Genomic DNA, 17801 nt, shown 5'->3' on the forward strand with positions numbered 1-17801 from the left:
ATGTCGACGTGTCGGATGATCTGCAGCCGGCGTGCGCCGTCGACCCGCGCAGCCTCGTAGAGCTGGGTGTCGACGGCGGCCAGCGCCGCGAGGTAGATGATCGAGTTCCAGCCGCAGTGCTGCCAGATCTCCGAGGCCACGTAGACCGGCACGAACAGGTCCGGGTTGCCGAGGAAGTCGGGGGAGAACCCGAACAGTCCGACGAACCGGGTCAGCACGCCGTTGGCGGGGTTGAGGAAGACCTGCAGCATGCCCACCAGCACCACGATCGAGATGAAGTGCGGCAGATAGGTCGCGGTCTGCATGAAGCGCTTGCGCGCCTGGCTCGCGATCTGGTTCACCACCAGGGCGAGGAAGATCGGTGCGAGGAAGCCGAACACGAGCGTCGCGAGGCTGATCGTCAGCGTGTTCCGCAGCACCGTGCCGAACATCGGGCTCTCGAAGAACATCGTGAAGTACTTCAGGCCGACCCAGTCGCCACCGGCGAGACCGGCCTGGAAGTCGAACTCGCGGAACGCGAGCTGGATCCCGTACATCGGGACGTAGGAGAACTGTGCCGTGAAGGCGATCGCGGGTGCCAGCATCACCCAGAGCTGCCAGTGCTGGCGCGTGTGCCGGCCGAGCCGGGCCGGCAGGCCCGGTCGGTCCCTGGTCGCGACCCGGCGTGCGGGCGCGGCGTCGGTCTCGCCGTCGAGCGTGAGCGCCACGGTGGTCCTTCCTGCGAGGACGACCCTGCCCGGCCGGCACCGGCCGGGCAGGGTGTCGATCAGCTCTGGGCGGCGACGTACTCGTCGTAGTAGCGCTGGTAGATCTCGATGTTCTGGTTCAGACCAGCCGCCTCGAGTTCCTGGACGTAGCCATCCCACTGCTCCTCGACACCGCCGGCCGTGATCCACTCGCCGAACTTCGACATGGCGAGGTTCATGATCGCGGTGTTGTTGATCGCGATGGTGTTGCGATCCTCGGTCGAGAGCTTGACGATCTTGAAGGGGTAGACGTCGGTCTCTGGATCGATGTTGTCGAAGGCGGCCTGAAGTGGCTCCGACTCGACGTTTGCCTCTTCGATGTCGGTCGGAAGCACCACGTCGATGTCGTCCCGGATCCAGGACGGACCTGCGTCGGCCAGGGTCGTGGTCCACTTCCACGTCGACGGATCGAGCTGGGTGTCAGCGGGCGGCAGCACCTCGTAGGAGTCGTCCCCCAGCTTCTCGACGTTCGTGCCGAGGTCGCCCCACAGCACCTGAATCGAGATGTCCTGGTCGTAGAAGGCGTTGATCACCGCGAGCGCGGCATCCTTATCGCCGCCGACGTCCGCAGACATCGTGATGTGGTTCGCTGTGTAGTTTTCGTCGTCGTAACTCCAGGCGACCGGAGTGCTCTGACCTGCCTCAGCGAGCAGTGGTGCCATCGATGTGTACTGCTCGGCCAACTGGGCACCGAACCTGTCAGAAGCGGTCCAGCCGTAGCCATAGCCGACGGCCGCGAGGTCGCCGTCGCCACGCGCCACGGACTGGTACGCCGAGTAGTCCTGCGTCATCACCTCGTTGCTCACGAGCCCGGCCGCATACGCCTCGTGGACGAACTCGATCACTTCGCGGTAGCGCTCATCCACGAGGAAGTTGAACACCGTGCCGTCCTCGAGCACGTAACCTTGCTGGCCGCCGTACGACATCGGGACGCCCAGGCTACCCAGCAGCGCCGTCGGGTGGTTGTTGGCGAAACCGGTCGTGCTGGCCGGCCCCCAGTCCCACGGGATTTCGTCATCAGGGTCCCCGTTGCCGTTGGCATCCTCGTCCCTGAACGCGACGAGCACGTCGAACAGCTCATCCCAGGTGGTGGGGACGTCAAGCCCGAGATTGTCGAGCCAGACCTGGTTGATGTACTGGCGGCCGATCGTCTCGGGCCAGAAACGCTTGTAGGTACCGATCGAATAGATCGCACCTGACTGCTGCGTCGCGATGGCCTCGACCTTGGGCTGCGCCGCGAACATCGCAGCGACGTTCGGCAGTGCGTCCATGTCGTCACTGAGGTCCTCGAACAGCCCAGTGAACGTAGCCAGGTCAGCGTCCGTGATCGCATTGCCACCAATGATCAAGTCGGGCACGTCGCCGGCCGCGAGCATCGTCGCCTTCTTCTGGTCCCAATCCGAGGACACCTCCTCCCAGTTGATCGTGACTCCGGCCGCTTCCTCCAGAGCGGTCACCCACTCCATGTCCGCCATCGGGCCGGTGAGTCCGTGCTTCACCACGAGGATGTCGAGCACCCCGTCTCCTTCGGCAGATCCCCCACCTCCACCGCCGCCGGTGCACCCAGCCAGGACCACAGCGCCAGCAGCCAGGAGGGCAGCAGCGCTCAGCGAACTTCGTCTCATCCTCGAGCCTTTCCTTCACGGAGGTCGCCATCCGGAACGCGAGCCGTCCCGGACGCCACCGTTCGAGCCTGATGGCGTGAACACGGAACATGGTGAGACTTCATTCCAGCGTTGTCAACCTTCGTGTCAGGATCTGAAACAGGTGATGTCCTGCTGGATGTCAACGCTGTACCGTGTCCAGCAGGGCGGCAGCCCGCACACGTACCGATGGAGGATTCGTGGTTGAGACAGCGATGGTCAAGATCGGCGCACCGCTCGGGCGTCGAGTGAGTCAGGACCTTTGGGGACTGTTCCTCGAGGACATCAACTATTCCCTCGACGGCGGCCTGAACGCCGACCTGGTCCGCAACGGTGACTTCGAAGCTACGCCGGCAGACTCCCCGACCTGGGGACCGCTGACCGGTTGGGAGGTGAGCGACCCCGCCGCTGTCCGTATCCGGTCGGATGCGCCGTTCGCCCCGGCCAATGCCACGTACCTGCGACTTGTGGCCGGCGATCAGCAGTCAGCAACCGCGAGCAACCGTGGTTACGACGAATCGGGGATGTTCGTGGCACCCGGGCGCTACCGCCTGCACCTCGCGGCGCGCGCACAGGAAGGCCAACCCCGCCTCCGGGCTCACCTACGCGACCACCTGGGCGAAACCAACGCCACCACACGAGTTCCCGTGCCCGCCGACGCCTACGAGTGGAAGTGGTACGAGGCGGACCTCGAGGTCACCAGCGCGGGACGGCGCCGGCTGGAACTGGAGGTGGAGGCGGGAACCCTCGACGTCGACCTGATCGAGTTGCGCCCGGTCGACCCGGCCACCGGCACCGAGTTGCTGTTCCGTGACGATCTGGTTGAAGCGCTCGCGGAACTCCAGCCCGCATTCGTCCGCTTCCCCGGAGGCTGCCTGGCACACGGCTACGGGCTCGACAACATCTACCACTGGAAGCACACCATCGGCCCGCGCGAACACCGCCGCGGAATGCCCAACACCTGGGGATATCGGCAGTCGATGCGAATCGGCTACCACGAGTACTTCCTTCTATGCGAGCGCCTCGGGGCCAGCCCGATGCCTGTGGTGGCGGCGGGGGTGTGCTGCCAGAACGTCCCTGGCGGACCGCAGGCCATCCCGCAGCCGCGGATGCCTCAGTACATCCAAGATGTGCTCGATCTGATCGAGTATGCCAATGGTGGCGTCGACACCCGCTGGGGCGCAGTCCGTGCGGCCGCGGGCCACCCCGAGCCGTTCGGGATGCGCTACCTAGGCCTCGGCAACGAAGACGTGGTCAACGACCAGTTCGAGGATCGGTTCTCTCAGATTTTCGACGTCGTCCAGGCCGCGCACCCCGAGGTGACGGTGATCGGCACGCTCGGCCCGAAGCCCTACGGCCCCGACTACGACAACGGCTGGAGCGTGGCCCGCCGGCACGGGGTACAGATGGTGGACGAGCACAGCTACCGCACCCCGCGTTGGCTGCTGCAGAACGTCGACCGCTTTGAGGGCTACGACCGCAGCGGACCTGCCGTGTACCTGGGGGAATGGGCTGCGCGCACGTCGAGTGTCCGATCGGCCGTGGCCGAAGCCGCCTACATGATCGGCATCGAACGCAACTCGGACATCGTCAAGCTCGCGTCGTACGCGCCGTTGCTCGCACGTGTCGGCAGCACGCAATGGGTACCCGATCTCATCTACTTCACCGACGAGGAGGTACTGCCGAGCGCGAACTATCACGCCGCGTGGATGCTCGCACGCCACCGCGGCGATGAGGTCCTGGGCTGCCGTGTGGAAGGCGGCGGCGAACGAGCGCAGCCACGTCCCTCGATGCGGGAGATCGAACTTCGCAGCAAGGGCTCCACCACGCGCTTCGCCGCGATCGTCGTCGACGGCGAGCCACGCGCGGAGGCCACCACGGCTCCGGATGGCGGCGTCGCCCGAGTAGCAGGAGTGATCGCTGATGGGCGGGCCGTCGAGATGCGGCTCACCGCCACTCGAGAGGGCGGCAGCGAGGGATTCATCGTCGGCTTTGGCGACCCTGAGTCGGGAACCATGCACGAGTGGCGCGTGGGTGAGTGGCGCAACCGAGGGCTCACCCTCTCTCGCAGGGATGACGACATCACCGATGAGGTCGATGGACCGCACCGGTTCGAGGGAGTCCAGACCGGTGTCGACACCGACATTCGGATCCGCATCGACGGCGCTCGCATCCAGGCTTGGCTCGACGACCAGCTGATCCACGACCACAACGACGACCAGCGCCCTGCACCCGAGCTCGTTGTTGGCGCGACGAGGCGGGGCAACGAGACGCTGGTCACCGTCGTCGCCCCGAGCGATGCCCCGCGGCAGATCCAGATCACCGGCGAAGGAATCACCTCCGGCGTACGCGCACTCACCACCACGCTGGCGGGGGCCGAACCGGAGGCGGGCGCGCCTTTCACTACCTCGCCGGTCACGCCACGGGCTGGCGAGATCACTGCTGCGGACGATTGTTTGGAGTTCGTGGCGCCGCCGTGGTCAGTCACCACGTTGACGATTGCCCCGCCGACCTCAAGCTGCGGCTCAGTGCCCTAACGTCGAGGCACGGGCGACCACATGGGCCCCCGTGCCCACGCGCCGCGCCGGGCCCTGGTCGCCCGCGAGGCGGGCCTGCAACATCTCGATCGCTGCAGCCACCATCGCATCCTGCTCGGGGCTGACGGAGGTCAAGGGCGGCAGCGTGAAGCGCGACTCGTCGGTGTCGTCGAACCCGGTTACGGCCACGTCATCCGGCACGCGGACGCCACGCACACGCAGCGCGCGAAGCGCGCCGATCGCCGTGGCATCGTTCGCGCAGAGCAAGGCATCGATCTCCCGCCCACCCCGGAGCAACCCTGTCACCGCTTCGTAGCCGGACTCGCGTCGATCCCAATCTGAGCCGACCACGAACGGAAGCTCATCGGCCTCGATGCCATGCGCACGCAGGGTGTCGACGACGCCGCGGTAGCGATCGCCCTCATGCGGCGCACCGTTCCAGACGATCGCGATCTGGCGGCGTCCAAGCGCCAGGAGATGTTCAGTGATGTCGGCGGCACCTCTGTACTCGCCCATGACCACGCAATCGATCTCGTCGTCACCAGGCCCGCCGACCTGAATGATCGGCCTGCCCGGTCGCTGCCCGTCGAGCAGGACACGGGGCGAGAAGTGTGGACAGACGAGCAGAGCATCGGCATCGGAGGTAGTGACGCCGATGAGGGCATCCCGCTCGGCGTTTGCGTCCGGGGCAAGGCGAAGGGTCGTGGTGAGCCCGATGTGCTCCACGGCGACGATCAAGCGCTCCGCCAACTCGGCGAAGTAGGGCTGGTACAGATTCGGGACCACGACCGCGATGCGGCCGGTGCGCCCGGACGCCAACGACCTGCCTCCCATGTGGGGGCGGTACTGCAACGCAGCGACGGCGGCCTCGACCGCTTCTCTGGTGCTCGGCGAGACGTGCGGTTTGCCAGCCAGCACGTTGGAGACCGTCTTGGGCGAGACGCGCGCAAGCCGCGCGACATCCGCCAGCGTTACCGGCCGGACCACAGCGAGCCCATCGTCGATTCGCGTCGCAACAATTCCACGGGTAGCAGCACCGAGCGCGGCTCGGCCGGAGCCTCACCGGCGATGCGCTCGACCAGAAGGGCGAGCGCCGTGTGGGCGATGCGATCGGTCACCGGGTCGACCGTTGTCAACGAAGGTGTGGAGAAGACGCCGTCGGACAATGCGTCGTAGCCGATCACTGCCACGTCGTCCGGAACGGTCACGCCTGCCCTGTCCAACGCCCAGAGCGCTCCGAGCGCTACCTCATCATCGGAGCACACCACCGCATCCAGACGCGGCCGCAGGAGCAACGCTTCCTGTGCGGCACTAGCGCCGGCGGCCCGGGGATCGGTGCCTTCCAGAGCCACATACAGCGCATCTGAATCGAGCCCCACGGATGCCATCGCCTCACGCATCCTGTGCGAGGGCGTTTCCTCGTGTGGGCCCACAGCTCGGTCGGGGCCGAGCAGGGCCACAGAAGTGCGGCCCATCACGGAGAGATGGCGGCAGATCAGCGCGACAGCGTCGCCTACGTCATCGTCAACGCTGTCCCATCCGATGCCCGGCCGGCCACTCTGGACTGCCACTACCGGCATGCCCCGGAGAGCGACGACGAGCTCGTCCGGAACCTGGGTCGGAGCCACCACCACCAGCCCGTCGAAGTGCTGCCCGAGGTCGCTGCCGATCCGGGTCAGCCTGGCCATATCCTCGTGTGTGGGCTCCACCACGGCTGCCATGCCACGGCCGTCAGCCTCATGCACGATCGACTCGACCAGACGCGCGAGCCTTGGGCGCCGCAGACCGCTGACGGCGATGCCTAGCCGATTGGTTTTGCCGGTCCGCATGGATCGCGCGGCCTCGTTCGCCACCCAGCCGAGCTCACCGATCGCGCGCAGCACCTGACGCGCGGTCTCGGGTCGCACATGCGGCTCGCCGTTCACCACCCGCGACACGGTCTTGATCGAGACGCCTGCCTGATTCGCGACATCCCGCATCGTGGCCGACATGGCGACATGATAGGGCGGCGCCGACTCCCCGCCCTGCTGGCCACTGGACGCTGCCTGGCTATCGGGCTGTCGCCCACCCTCTTCCGCGTGACCGCCACGAGCGCGGCGCGAGGCGGTCACGCGTAGCGCACTAGATGCTGGGTAGCCACACGCGCATGGCGTTGCTGCCGCGGTTTCCCCAGGCCGCGAACGGGATGGCCGTGATCGCGACCCCACCCTCGCCCTGAGTTGACTCGGGTGAAGCATAGAGCGCGCCCGACGGCGGTCGGCGACTCCCTGCGAAGCGCACCTGGGGTGCGCCGTGCTCCGCATGGATGGCCAGCGGAGCACTCTCGGCGACGATGACGTCGTCGAGTGCGATGCCGCCGGGCAGGTCCACCTGCTCGACGCAGTAGACGCGTGGCCCCACCTCGATGGCCCGGGCGCCACGGAGGGCATCGACGCGGTGGTGCGCCTGCGTCCACCGGGGTGTGAGGTCGAGCGCCAGTGTGCGTGACCCGCTCAACTCCACGCAGACGTAACCATCGGGACCGGGCCGGACCGGTTCGCCGTCGAGGGTGGACTTACGAGACCAGCTGGGGATGCGCAAGGCGAGTCGCAGCGGCGCCGAGCCGTCGTACGAGAGCTGGACCTCGCCATCGTCGGGGTACCGGGTCGCGACCGTGAGCGTGCCGCCGCCGAGATGCTCGGGGACATCGATCTCGGCGTCCGCATACAGGTGCAGCGCGAGCGCGTTCTCGGTGGTCGTGGCCACATAGGCCGACATCTGCGCGAACAACCGCGCGAGGTTCGGCGGGCAGCACGCGCACGAGTACCAGGGCTGACGCTCGCGCGGGGCGTTCTCCTCGGAGAACCGGTCCGGGCGCAGCTGCAGCGGGTTGGCGTAGAAGAAGGTGGTGCCGTCATCGCCCACGGCGGCGGCGAGCGCGTTGTGCAGCTCCCGCTCGATCGTCTCGGCGTACTCGGCGGGCGAGTCGCCGGCGAGCAGCATCCGCCAGGCCCAGTGGACATCGGCGATCGTGGCGCAGGTCTCGGCGTAGGCGCGGTCCGAGGGGAGCTCGTAGTCGTCGCCGAACGCCTCGTCCCGGTGCCGCGATCCGAACGCGCCGGTGAGGTACATCTTGCGGTGGTGGGCGCTGACCCACTGCACGTTCATCGCGTCCAGCAGGGCCTGCTCGCCGGTCTCGAGATGGACGTCGGTGACACCAGCGTTGAGGTAGAGCTGACGCACGGCGTGCCCGACCGCGTGCTGCGACTCGCGCACCGGCGTGTGGTCCTGGAAGTAGGAGGCACCGAGCCCGCCGACCTTGAGCAGACCCATGCCGCGCAGGTCGATCATCCGCTGCGCGAGGTCGAGGTAGCGCTGCTCACCGGTGTGCCGGTAGAGCTCCACGAGCGCGGTCTCGATCTCGGGGTGGCCGCAGATGCCCTCCTCATGACCGGGGCCGAAGCGGCGGTCGATGAGGTCGGCGAACCCGCGAGCGATCGTGAGCAGGTCGCCCCGCCCGGCAGCCCGGTCGAGCGCGACCGCGGCCTGGATCATGTGGCCGAGCACGTACATCTCGTGGGTCCACTCGAGCTCGGCGAACCGCTTTCCGGGATGGACGCCCTGGATCCAGGTCATCACGTAGCCCGACGGCTCCTGGACCCGCCCGACCAAGCCGATCACGCCGTCGAGCCATGGGTCCCAGCGCGTGGTGCCGGTGCGCGCGATCTCCCAGGCGACCGCCTCGATCGTCTTGTAGAGGTCGGAGTCGGCGAACACGAAGCCGCGATAGTCAGCACCCGACTCCCCGATCACCCGGCGGAAGTTGTCCAGCACGCCGGAGGACTCGAGGTTGCTGATCAGGTGGTCGATCGTGGCGTCGGCATTGCGCTGCTGCCAGGTGCCCAGCGGCCCGGCCCGGCCGAGTCGGATCGCAGGGATCGCGAGAGGCCGGTGGGTCCGTTGCGCACACGGTAGGGCGGGTGTGGCGATCGAACTGCCCACGGGGTTGGTCAACGTCCGCTCCTTTGTGGATGAGGCGACAGTCGCGAGACTACGAGCAGGAGTTCAGCGTTGTCAAAGTGGCAGGACATCAGCCTGCCCGGTCCTCGCCCGCCGAGATCGTCGATCGCTGCTGAACTCGTAGATGTCGATCTACTAGTTCGGCGCACATCGACGAGCTCGGCGGCCTGGAGCGGTCGGCCGGAGGACGTGCTTCAGCGGAAGCGGCGACCCTCGTCGCGGCGGTACGCCCAGATGGCGAGCGCGGTGAACAGCACGCCCCAGCCGAGCAGCACGGGCAACGCGTACGCGTAGACCTCGGTGCCGGTGAGCGCGCTGATCACGAGGTCGCGGCCGGCGCGGCTGGGCAGGAAGGAGCTGGCCGTCGCGAGCCAGCTCGGGAACATCTCGGCCGGCATGAACAGCCCTCCGGCGAACGCCAGCGGGAACAGGATCACCTGGACCACGGCGATCGCGGCCTTGCTGCTCAAGCGGTATCCGATGAACAGGCCGAGCATGAGGAACGGGATGCCTGCGGCCAGCAGCGTGGCCACACCGAGCAGCAGCTGCAGCGGTGTGGGCGCGGCGGCGGTGAAGATCCCCGCGACCAGCCCCAGCGGCACCAGCGCGACCAGCGCGAACACACACCCGGTGAGGATGCGCCCCAGCATGCGCGGCCCAGCACCTGCCGGCATCGTGCGCAGGTACGGGTCGAAGGGCAGCGCCCGGTCCTCGGCCACCCCCACACCGAACGTGAACATGAAGGTGCTCATCACGGAGAACATCGCGAGCCCGCCCACGGACATCATCGACCACAGAGGGTCGCTCGTCACGACCTCCTGGGGGACCACGAAGAAGAACATCGCGAGCGTCGGGAACATCAGGTTGCCGATCACGGCGATCGGGATGCGGATCGTCTCGAGGATGTTGTACTTCGCGTGCAGGAGTGCCAGACGCATGAAGGTGGGCGGGGCCACGCCCGCCGCGCGCGAGCTGGTCCGGTCAAGGGTCTGCGTGGTCATGCTGCGACCTCCGTGTCGGTGTCGGTCAGGCTGAGGAAGGCCTCTTCGAGCGAGGCGCCACGCACCTCGAGCCCTGTGAAGGTGGTTCCGCTGGTGACGAGCTCACGCACGAAGGCATCGGAGTCGCCGGTGAGCAGGGAGTAGCGGTCGCCATCGGCGTCCACCGCGGTGACGCCGGGCAGCTGCGCCACCCGGTCGCGCGCAACGTCGCTGTGGAAGGTCACCCGGTGCGACTGCACGCGGGAGATCACGGCAGGCAGGGTGTCGTCGGCGAGGATGCGTCCACCGCCGATCACCACGACCCGTTCCGCGAGCGCCTCGATCTCTTCGAGGTAGTGACTGGTCACGATCACCGTCGCACCCTCGCGGTGGTACTCACGCAAGGCACCCCACAAGGCGCGACGACCCTCGACGTCGAGCCCCGTCGTCGGCTCATCCAACAGCACGAGCCGCGGCTGCCCGGCCAGCGACAAGGCCACGGCCAGCCGGCGCTTCTGCCCTCCGGACAGCCCACCGGTCTGGCGGCCGGCAAGGTCGGCGAGGTCGAACCGCTCGAGCAGCTCGGCGCGCGGCATCGGGTTCGGGTAGTGGCCGCTCACGAAGTCGACCACCTCGCCGACCTTGAGCGAGGCCGGGAGCCCTGTCTCTTGCGGGGTCACACCGAGCCCGATCCGTGCGGCCGGCGTGCGTGGGTCCTGCCCGAACAGGCGCACGGTCCCCGAGCTCGGCTTCCGCTGCCCGTTGATCAGTGAGAGCAGCGTGCTCTTGCCGGCCCCGTTCGGCCCGAGCAGGCCCACGATCTCGCCGGGCTCGACCGCGAGTGAGACGCCGTCGAGCGCGAGGACGTCACCGAAGGAACGCCGAGCCTCCTCGACTTCCACGACAGCCGTGCTGGTGATGCTGGTCATTCGATAGCCCCTTTCAGGAGTGCCTCTAACGAGGCGGTGTAGGTCTCGAACGCATGCCGCCCGCGGGGCGTGAGCGCGATGGATGTGACGGGGCTGCGCCCTTCGAACGCCTTCTGCACGGTCACGTACTCGGCGTCCTCGAGCTTGCGCAGGTGGGTGGACAGGTTGCCGGCGGTCATGCCGAGCACCTTCTGCAGCCGCGTGAAGACGATCTGATCTCCGGGAGCGACACCGGCGAGCGTCGCCACCACCCGCAGCCGGGACTGGGCGTGGATCACGGGATCGAGCTCGGCCTCCGTCACTTCGCCCGCCGCCTCTCGACGATCGTCGCTGTGAGCGCTGCCGCGAGGAAGCCACCGCCGCCCGCGATCGCCTGCACGAGGTAGCCGTTGGGCGGCATCACGAACACCGCCACTGAACCGATCACGGCGAACCACGCTCCGAGCGCGAACATCCGCCACTCCTGCCAGAGCGCACCGCCGGCCATGTAGAGGGCGGCGACGATCAGCAGGCTCACGGCGTTGGTGAGGATCGACATCACCAGCGGCGATGCTCCGGCTGCTCCGACCGCTCCGAAGATCACTGAGGCGAACATGAAGCAGAACACCCAGGAGAACCCGTACATCGCGCCGACCCTCGCGCTCTGCCCGCGGATACCGCGTGTGCGGCGGGCGATGTGCACCCCCGTGAAGACCAGTGCCCCGATGATGCACACCACGAGCACGAGCATCGACCAGCCCCGCGGCATCTGCTCCTCCTCGCTGTAGCCGAGGTAGAGCGCGGTGTAGGCGACGAGGAATGCGAAGCCCCACACGGTGAAGAGCGCCGTGGAGCTGACCTGGGTCTGCTGCCGCACGTTCGCCTGCGACGCCTTGATCGCGGCGAGCGCCTCGGCGGGCGAGGCGACGTCGTCGCCGGCGTCGCCGTCGAGCGGCGCCGCATCGCGGTCCTCAGCCATGCTGCCTCCTGCTGCAGAGTAGTTTGCGTTGCAAAGTACTCTGCAGCATCCGCGCCTCGCCGTCAAGCTCATCGTCGAGATCGCTGCTCCGGGTCGAGATCGCGCGTCTGAACCAGCGATCTCGACCCAGAACAGCGATCTCGGCACATCGGAGGCGTGGATAGCGCTTCCCACGCCCGGCGATCCATGGAAAGGTTGGCGCCATGTTCGACAGGGTGGGCGTCGTCAACGCCAACGGTGGCTGGTGCTGGTTCCAGGACGAGCGGGCAGTGGTGGACCCGGCGACCGGGACCGCCCTGATCGGCTCGGTCGCCTCGCCCGCAGGGGCCGACGGCGGAGCGAGGGATGGGGATGTCGAGGTCACGGTCGTGGATCTCGCCTCGAGCGATCTGGCCGCCACTCGGGCCGTGCTGCACGCCGGCTTCGAGGCCGACGACCACGACACGGCGGCGTTCTGGCACCGCAAGGACGGCCGCTGGGTGGCCGTCTACTCGCGGCACAAGACCGACGAGTTCACGTTCTGGCGCGTCTCCGAGCCGAACGACCCCACCGCGTGGGGGCCGGAGCAGTCCTACCAGTGGTCGGAGCACTTCGGCTCGGAGTTCACCGGGCGCGGACCGGGCCGGGGCGTCACCTACCAGAACGTGCACCCGCTCGGAGACAAGCTCTACTGCTTCGCCCGGGCGGTCAACGACGACCCGTGCTACCTGGTCTCCGAGGACGACGGCGCCACCTGGAGCTTCGGCGGCCGCCTGCTCACGCGTGAGAAGGTCGGCTACGTCAACGGCTACGCCCGGTACACCTCCGGCCCGTTCCCGAAAGAGTCCAGGGACCGGATCGACAGAGTCGACTTCATCATCACCGAGTACCACCCGCGCGACTTCCCGACCTCGATCTGGCACGGCTACCTCGAAGGTGACCATCTCTACCGGGCTGATGGCACCGCCGTAGGGCCGCTGGGTCGAGGCATCGAGGACCCGACGCCGCGGGCCGAGGACCTCACGCCGGTGTTCGCGAACGGGACCAGCATCGATGGCCAGGTGATGACGCACTGCTGGACCGCCGACGTCGGGCGCGACGAGTCCGGCCGCATCGTCGCCCTGTTCACGGCCCGTACCGATGATGAGCTCGGCCTCGACGTCCCACGCACCACCGACATCCCGCTCCCGCACGCCCTGCTGCGCGCCGAGCTCGCCCCCGGCGCCAGCGAGTGGCAGGTGACCAAGGTCGGCGATGCCGGCGCGCAGCTGCTGCCGCACGAGACCGACTACACGGGCCTCGGCACGATCGACCCCGACGACCTCGACGCGCTCTACTTCTCCACCACGATCGACCCGCGTGACGGCCGCGATCTCGGCGTGCACGAGATCTTCCACGGCACCACCGCCGATGCGGGCGCGACCTGGACCTGGACCCCGCTCACCGAGGGCTCGCCCGCCTCCAACTACCGCCCGATCGCGGTGCCCGGCGACCCGAGCCGCCGCGTGGTCACGTGGTTCCGCGGCCAGATGGCCTCCTCCCAGCAGTACGAGACCGAGGTGGTCCTCGCAGTCGGGTCACGGTGATCATCGAGAGCCCGACGGCGGCCCTCACCACCGCGCCGCGGCTCACCGAGGCTGCCCGGCCGAGCCCGGCGCAGCTGGCCTGGCAGCGCGAGGAGCTCGCGATGTTCGTGCACCTCGGCATCAACACCGTCACCGACCGCGAGTGGGGTGACGGCACCGAGGATCCGTCGATCTTCGACCCGGCGGATCTGAACGCGCGCCAGTGGGCCCGCACCGCCCGCGAGGCCGGCTTCGGCACCCTGATCCTCACCGCCAAGCACCACGACGGCTTCTGCCTCTGGCCCACCGCCACCACCACGCACAGCGTGGCGGCGAGCCCATGGCGCGGCGGCTCCGGTGACGTGGTGCGCGAGGCCGCCGAGGCCTGCGCCTCCGAGGGGATCAGGTTCGGGATCTACTGCTCGCCGTGGGACCGCAACGCGCCCAGTTACGGCACCGGCCGCGAGTACGACGATCTGCTGATCGCTCAGCTCACCGAGCTGCTCACGGACTACGGCGACATCGCCGAGGTGTGGTTCGACGGCGCCGTCGGGGAGAGCGCGCGTGGCCGCCAGCGCTACGACTGGGACCGCATCATCGGCACCGTGCGCGAGCTGCAGCCGGGTGCCGTGATCTTCTCCGACGCCGGGCCGGATGTGCGCTGGGTCGGGAACGAGGATGGTGTCGCGGGCGCGACCTGCTGGTCCGGCATCGACCCCGCGCGCGTACCCACGCCCGGCCGCTCCGACCCCTGGACGCTCGACTCGCTGCGGCACGGCGACCCGGAGGGCGCCGCGTGGCGCCCCGCCGAGACCGATGTCTCGATCCGCCCGGGCTGGTTCTGGCACGAGTCCGAGACCCCGCTCGACGGCGGAGCTCTGCTCGATCTGTATCTCACCTCGGTCGGCCGCAACAGCAAGCTGTTGCTCAACGTTCCCCCGAACCGCGACGGCCTCCTCGATGACGCCGACGTCGCGGCGCTGCACGCGTTCGCCGAGCTGCGTGAGGAGGTGTTCGGCACCGATCTGCTCGCCGGTGCGGCGGTAGAGTCCGACGGCGCCACCCTGGTCCTCACGCTCCCGGAACCGGTGACCGCCGACCTCGTCACGCTCGCCGAGGACATCGAGGGCGGCCAGCACATCGCCGCGTTCCGCGTGCAGGTCGATGACGGCGAGCCCGGAGACGCACCGTGGCGTCCGCTCACCTCAGGCACCACGATCGGACACCTGCGAGCGCTGCGGATCCCGCCGACCCGGATCCGCCGGCTCCGCGTGAGCATCGACCTGGCCTACGGGCCCGCCCGCCTGACCCACGTCGGACTGCACCATCACGCCCGTGGCGAGCACCGCCGTCGGGCGGACAACCACGACTGAGCCGCGGGACTGCGCCACACTAGGCACCGATGGAGCCGCGCGAGCTGAGCACGACCCCGCCGCCGATGCGGCGGCGGCCGGCGATCCCGCACGTGCCGCGCGAGGACGGCACGATCCCGGAGCAGGAGCGCGCGTTCTTCGTCGAGGAGTTCCGGGGCGTCACGATCGTGGTCTCGTTGCCTGTGCTGACCGATGCCGGGATCGCGGCGGTCGCGCGGACCGTCTCGGGATTCGTTCCCGGGGACACGCGGTTCGTGCTGGTGGTGAACGAGGCGGAGGACGCCGAGCGACTCGCGCAGGCGCTGCCGGCTGCGCCCACGGTCGTCCCGTCGCCGACCGTGTGGGAGGACGCCGGCATGGCCGGGCTGTGGCTGACGGTCGCGGACACCGACCGGGTGGTGGTCGTCGCGAACCCCGACGGCGTGGCCGAGACCACCGGGTTCCTCGCTGCCGGCCTGCGCGCGTCCAAGGTGGTGTTCACCGATCCCGGTGGCGGCTGGGGTGACCCGCCCCGCAGCTTCGCGGACCTGGAGATCTACCGGCTGGGCCTGCTGGGCGAGCTGACCCGGCGCGGCATCGGCAACCTGCTCCCCGCCGCGGAAGCGGCGCTACGCGGTGGCGCGTACAGCGTCAACCTGTGCCGCGCCGACGACCTCGAGCTCGAGCTGTTCACCTTCGACGGCGCCGGCACGCTGCTCACCCTCGGTGGTTACGTGCGGCTCGCACAACTCCGGGTCGACGACCTGCCGGCGGTCGAGGCGCTCGTGGAGCAGGGCGTCCGCGACGGCGTGCTCAAGCCCCGCAGCCGCGCCGAGATCGCGCGCATGGCCGTGGGTGGACTGGGCGCGCGGGTGGTGCGCTCGGGCCACCTCGCGGGGGGGGTCGGTCGCGAGACCGACCGCTACGCGGGCGAGGGGGCGGCCGAGGTATCCGGGCTGATCACCGTCAGCGAGTTCTCCGGCGCGGGCGCCGGCGGCATGCTGCTCGAAGGAGTGGTCACGCGCGCCGCCGCCCTCGGCCTGCGCGCGGTGTTCGCCGTCACGGTCTCCCCCGACGCCGCTGAGTTCTTCTCTCGCCGCGGCTTCACCGAGGTCCCCCGCACGAGGCTCCCGGAGGCCAAGTGGACGGACTACGACGAGGCGCGCCTCGCCGTCGTTCGCTGCTTCTGGCGCGAGGTGAGCTGAGCGCGCTTCAGCACGCTGCGCTATAACGAGGCCATGACCGAGACCGGCCCACCCCTGGTTGGAGCGGAACCCACCCCCGCGCGGCGACGTCGGCTCACGGCGGAGATCTGGATCGTCATGGGTCTCTCGCTCGGGCGATCGGGCGTGTACGCGCTCGTGAACATCATCGACGCGATGTCGCGGGGCCCGTTGGGCGAGCAGACCACGTCGATCAACACCTCGCAGTCCGACAGGTCGCTGTTCGACCTGACCTACCAGATCCTGTCGATCACGTTCGCGCTCGTGCCGGTGCTGCTGGCGCTGTACCTGCTCTCCGAGGGTGGCCGCAGCGCGGTGCGGCGGATCGGCCTCGACGGCGCCCGCCCGGGCCGGGATGCGCTGTGGGGGCTCGCGCTCGGCGCGGTCATCGGAATCCCCGGGCTGGCGATCTACCTTGCGGGGCGGGCCGCCGGGATCACGGTCGAGGTGCAGGCCTCCGCGCTCGACGCCTACTGGTGGACGATCCCCGTGCTCATCCTCGCTGCTCTCAAGAACGGGCTGATCGAGGAGGTGATCGTGGTCGGCTACCTGGTGGAGCGGCTCGAGGAGTTGCGCTGGAAGGTCGCGCTGATCGTGCTGACCTCCTCACTGATCCGCGGCTCGTACCACCTGTACCAGGGCTGGGGGCCGTTCGCGGCCAACATCGCGATGGGCGTGGTCTTCACCTGTTTCTACCTCTCACGATGGGGCCGACGGCGTGTGATGCCGTTGGTCATCGCCCACACGCTGCTCGATGTGGTGGCGTTCGTGGGGTACGCCTACCTCCCCGAGTCCTGGCTCGCCGCGCTCGGCCTCGGCTGACCGGCGCCACGCCGAGGTCCGGCAGGATGGGCGTGTGCGTTTCGTCGTCATCAGACATGGCCAGTCCGTCAACAACCTCCTCTACGAACAGACCGGCGACTCTGTGGGCCGGCACCACGACCCCGAGCTCACCGACCTCGGTCACACCCAGGCCGCCCGCCTCGCGGAGACCGTGTCCGCAGGCGCCCTCCCGTGGCAGATCACCCAGATCCACACCAGCCTGATGACGCGGGCGGTCCAGACTGCCGCGCCGCTCGCCGACGCGCTTGACCTCCCGCTGCTCGGCCACCTCGACGCCTACGAGCTCGGCGGGCCGTTCACCGAGGCGGACGAGGTGCGCACGCCGCATCCCGGCGCCTCGGACACGGCGCTGCTGGCCGCGAGCGCCCGGCTCGTGCTGCCCGAGACTGCTGGCGCGGACGGCTGGTACACCCTCCCTTACGAGCACGACGCCGAGGTGCGTGCTGCGCGTGCCCGCGCGTTGGTCTCCGGGTTGCGTGAGCAGCACGACGACGGCGACGTGGTCGCCCTGTTCACCCACGGCGCCTTCTTCCAGCACCTGCTCCGCGCGTTCCTCGGGATCGAGCAGATGACCGGCTGGGTGGTCAAGCACAACACCGCGATCAGCCTGTTCGCCGACGAGCCGAAGACCGACGGCGCCACGGTGACCGCCCACGCGCTCGATTGGATGCCGCACCTGAGCGACGACCTCGTCAGCGAGTAGCGTCCAGCAACGCCACCACCCCGCTCGCCGCCTCGCGTCCGGCACGGTTCGCCCCGATCGTGGAGGCCGACGGGCCGTAGCCGACCAGGTGCACGCGCGGCTCGGCCGCCACCTGGGTCCCGGCCATCTCGATGCCGCCACCGCGGCCGCGCAGGCGCAAGGGCGCGAGGTGGTCGAGCTGGGAGCGGAAGCCGGTGGCCCAGAGGATGGCGTCGGCGCGTTGCTCGGTGCCGTCGGCCCAGCGCACCCCGGTGGGCATGATCTCGCTGAACATCGGGTGCCGCTGCATCACACCCCGCTCGGCCGCGGCTCGCAAACTCGGCGTCCGGGCCAGCCCGGTCACG

Annotated in this window: 15 protein-coding genes and 1 pseudogene; 6 read left to right on the forward strand and 10 right to left on the reverse strand. The window is 69.0% G+C overall.

Annotated features, from left to right (window positions below):
• Both ACOJSN_RS18840 and ACOJSN_RS18845 read right to left on the reverse strand, forming a co-directional pair.
• On the reverse strand, positions 1-707 hold a 707-nt coding region (locus tag ACOJSN_RS18840), incomplete at its 3' end, for an ABC transporter permease subunit (RefSeq protein WP_420114028.1).
• A gap of 59 nt (positions 708-766) precedes the next feature.
• Positions 767-2263 carry an ABC transporter substrate-binding protein gene (locus ACOJSN_RS18845; RefSeq protein WP_420114029.1) on the reverse strand — a complete coding sequence of 499 codons (1497 nt, stop codon included), beginning with the start codon at positions 2261-2263 and terminating at the stop codon, positions 767-769.
• 326 nt (positions 2264-2589) lie between these two features.
• Between ACOJSN_RS18845 and ACOJSN_RS18850 the strand changes: the two genes are divergently transcribed.
• Entirely contained in the window at positions 2590-4926 is a 2337-nt protein-coding gene (locus tag ACOJSN_RS18850; RefSeq protein ID WP_420114030.1) for an alpha-L-arabinofuranosidase C-terminal domain-containing protein, read from the forward strand.
• Here ACOJSN_RS18850 and ACOJSN_RS18855 read toward each other — a convergent pair.
• The 7 genes from ACOJSN_RS18855 to ACOJSN_RS18885 all read right to left on the reverse strand — a co-directional run bounded on the left by ACOJSN_RS18855 (position 4915) and on the right by ACOJSN_RS18885 (position 11792).
• Positions 4915-5913 carry a LacI family DNA-binding transcriptional regulator gene (locus ACOJSN_RS18855; protein WP_420114031.1) on the reverse strand — a complete coding sequence of 333 codons (999 nt, stop codon included), beginning with the start codon at positions 5911-5913 and terminating at the stop codon, positions 4915-4917. The two genes, ACOJSN_RS18850 and ACOJSN_RS18855, sit on opposite strands and share 12 nt — an antisense overlap.
• The gene (locus tag ACOJSN_RS18860; protein WP_420114032.1) at positions 5898-7037 is read right to left on the reverse strand and encodes a LacI family DNA-binding transcriptional regulator; all 1140 of its coding nucleotides are present in this window, start codon (positions 7035-7037) and stop codon (positions 5898-5900) included. The genes ACOJSN_RS18855 and ACOJSN_RS18860 overlap by 16 nt, the downstream gene beginning before the upstream one ends.
• A 10-nt stretch (positions 7038-7047) precedes the next feature.
• Positions 7048-8919, reverse strand: coding sequence for a glycoside hydrolase family 127 protein (locus ACOJSN_RS18865; protein WP_420114033.1), 1872 nt, complete (start codon positions 8917-8919; stop codon positions 7048-7050).
• Between the two features lie 200 nt (positions 8920-9119).
• On the reverse strand, positions 9120-9926 hold the full coding sequence (locus tag ACOJSN_RS18870; RefSeq protein WP_420114034.1) for an ABC transporter permease: 807 nt from the start codon (positions 9924-9926) through the stop codon (positions 9120-9122).
• Positions 9923-10834, reverse strand: a complete 912-nt coding sequence (locus ACOJSN_RS18875; RefSeq protein ID WP_420114035.1) for an ABC transporter ATP-binding protein — start codon at positions 10832-10834, stop codon at positions 9923-9925. Before ACOJSN_RS18875 ends, ACOJSN_RS18870 begins: the two co-directional genes overlap by 4 nt.
• Positions 10831-11136, reverse strand: coding sequence for a transcriptional regulator (locus tag ACOJSN_RS18880; RefSeq protein WP_420114036.1), 306 nt, complete (start codon positions 11134-11136; stop codon positions 10831-10833). The genes ACOJSN_RS18875 and ACOJSN_RS18880 overlap by 4 nt, the downstream gene beginning before the upstream one ends.
• Entirely contained in the window at positions 11133-11792 is a 660-nt protein-coding gene (locus tag ACOJSN_RS18885; RefSeq protein WP_420114037.1) for a hypothetical protein, read from the reverse strand. The genes ACOJSN_RS18880 and ACOJSN_RS18885 overlap by 4 nt, the downstream gene beginning before the upstream one ends.
• 203 nt (positions 11793-11995) lie before the next feature.
• On the opposite strand from ACOJSN_RS18885, the gene ACOJSN_RS18890 reads away from it, so the two are divergent.
• Genes ACOJSN_RS18890 through ACOJSN_RS18910 form a run of 5 tightly spaced genes read left to right on the forward strand, consistent with a single transcriptional unit; the run spans position 11996 to position 17457 of the window.
• Positions 11996-13357, forward strand: coding sequence for a hypothetical protein (locus ACOJSN_RS18890; protein ID WP_420114038.1), 1362 nt, complete (start codon positions 11996-11998; stop codon positions 13355-13357).
• Positions 13354-14709 (forward strand): alpha-L-fucosidase, encoded by a 1356-nt coding sequence (locus ACOJSN_RS18895; protein ID WP_420114039.1) that lies wholly within the window; start codon positions 13354-13356, stop codon positions 14707-14709. Before ACOJSN_RS18890 ends, ACOJSN_RS18895 begins: the two co-directional genes overlap by 4 nt.
• Before the next feature lie 29 nt (positions 14710-14738).
• Entirely contained in the window at positions 14739-15893 is a 1155-nt protein-coding gene (locus ACOJSN_RS18900) for a hypothetical protein (protein ID WP_420114040.1), read from the forward strand.
• Between the two features lie 33 nt (positions 15894-15926).
• Positions 15927-16733 (forward strand): CPBP family intramembrane glutamic endopeptidase, encoded by an 807-nt coding sequence (locus ACOJSN_RS18905; RefSeq protein WP_420114041.1) that lies wholly within the window; start codon positions 15927-15929, stop codon positions 16731-16733.
• Positions 16734-16767: 34 nt separating this feature from the next.
• A complete protein-coding gene (locus ACOJSN_RS18910) occupies positions 16768-17457 on the forward strand; it encodes a histidine phosphatase family protein (protein ID WP_420114042.1) in 690 nt (229 codons plus the stop codon).
• On the opposite strand, the pseudogene ACOJSN_RS18915 reads toward ACOJSN_RS18910, so the two are convergent.
• Positions 17447-17801: pseudogene (locus tag ACOJSN_RS18915) on the reverse strand (pyridine nucleotide-disulfide oxidoreductase); the annotation flags it as partial. The gene ACOJSN_RS18910 and the pseudogene ACOJSN_RS18915 overlap by 11 nt on opposite strands.

It is taken from the genome of Pseudactinotalea sp. (genome assembly GCF_048594945.1).
Taxonomy (GTDB): Bacteria; Actinomycetota; Actinomycetes; order Actinomycetales; family Beutenbergiaceae; genus Pseudactinotalea.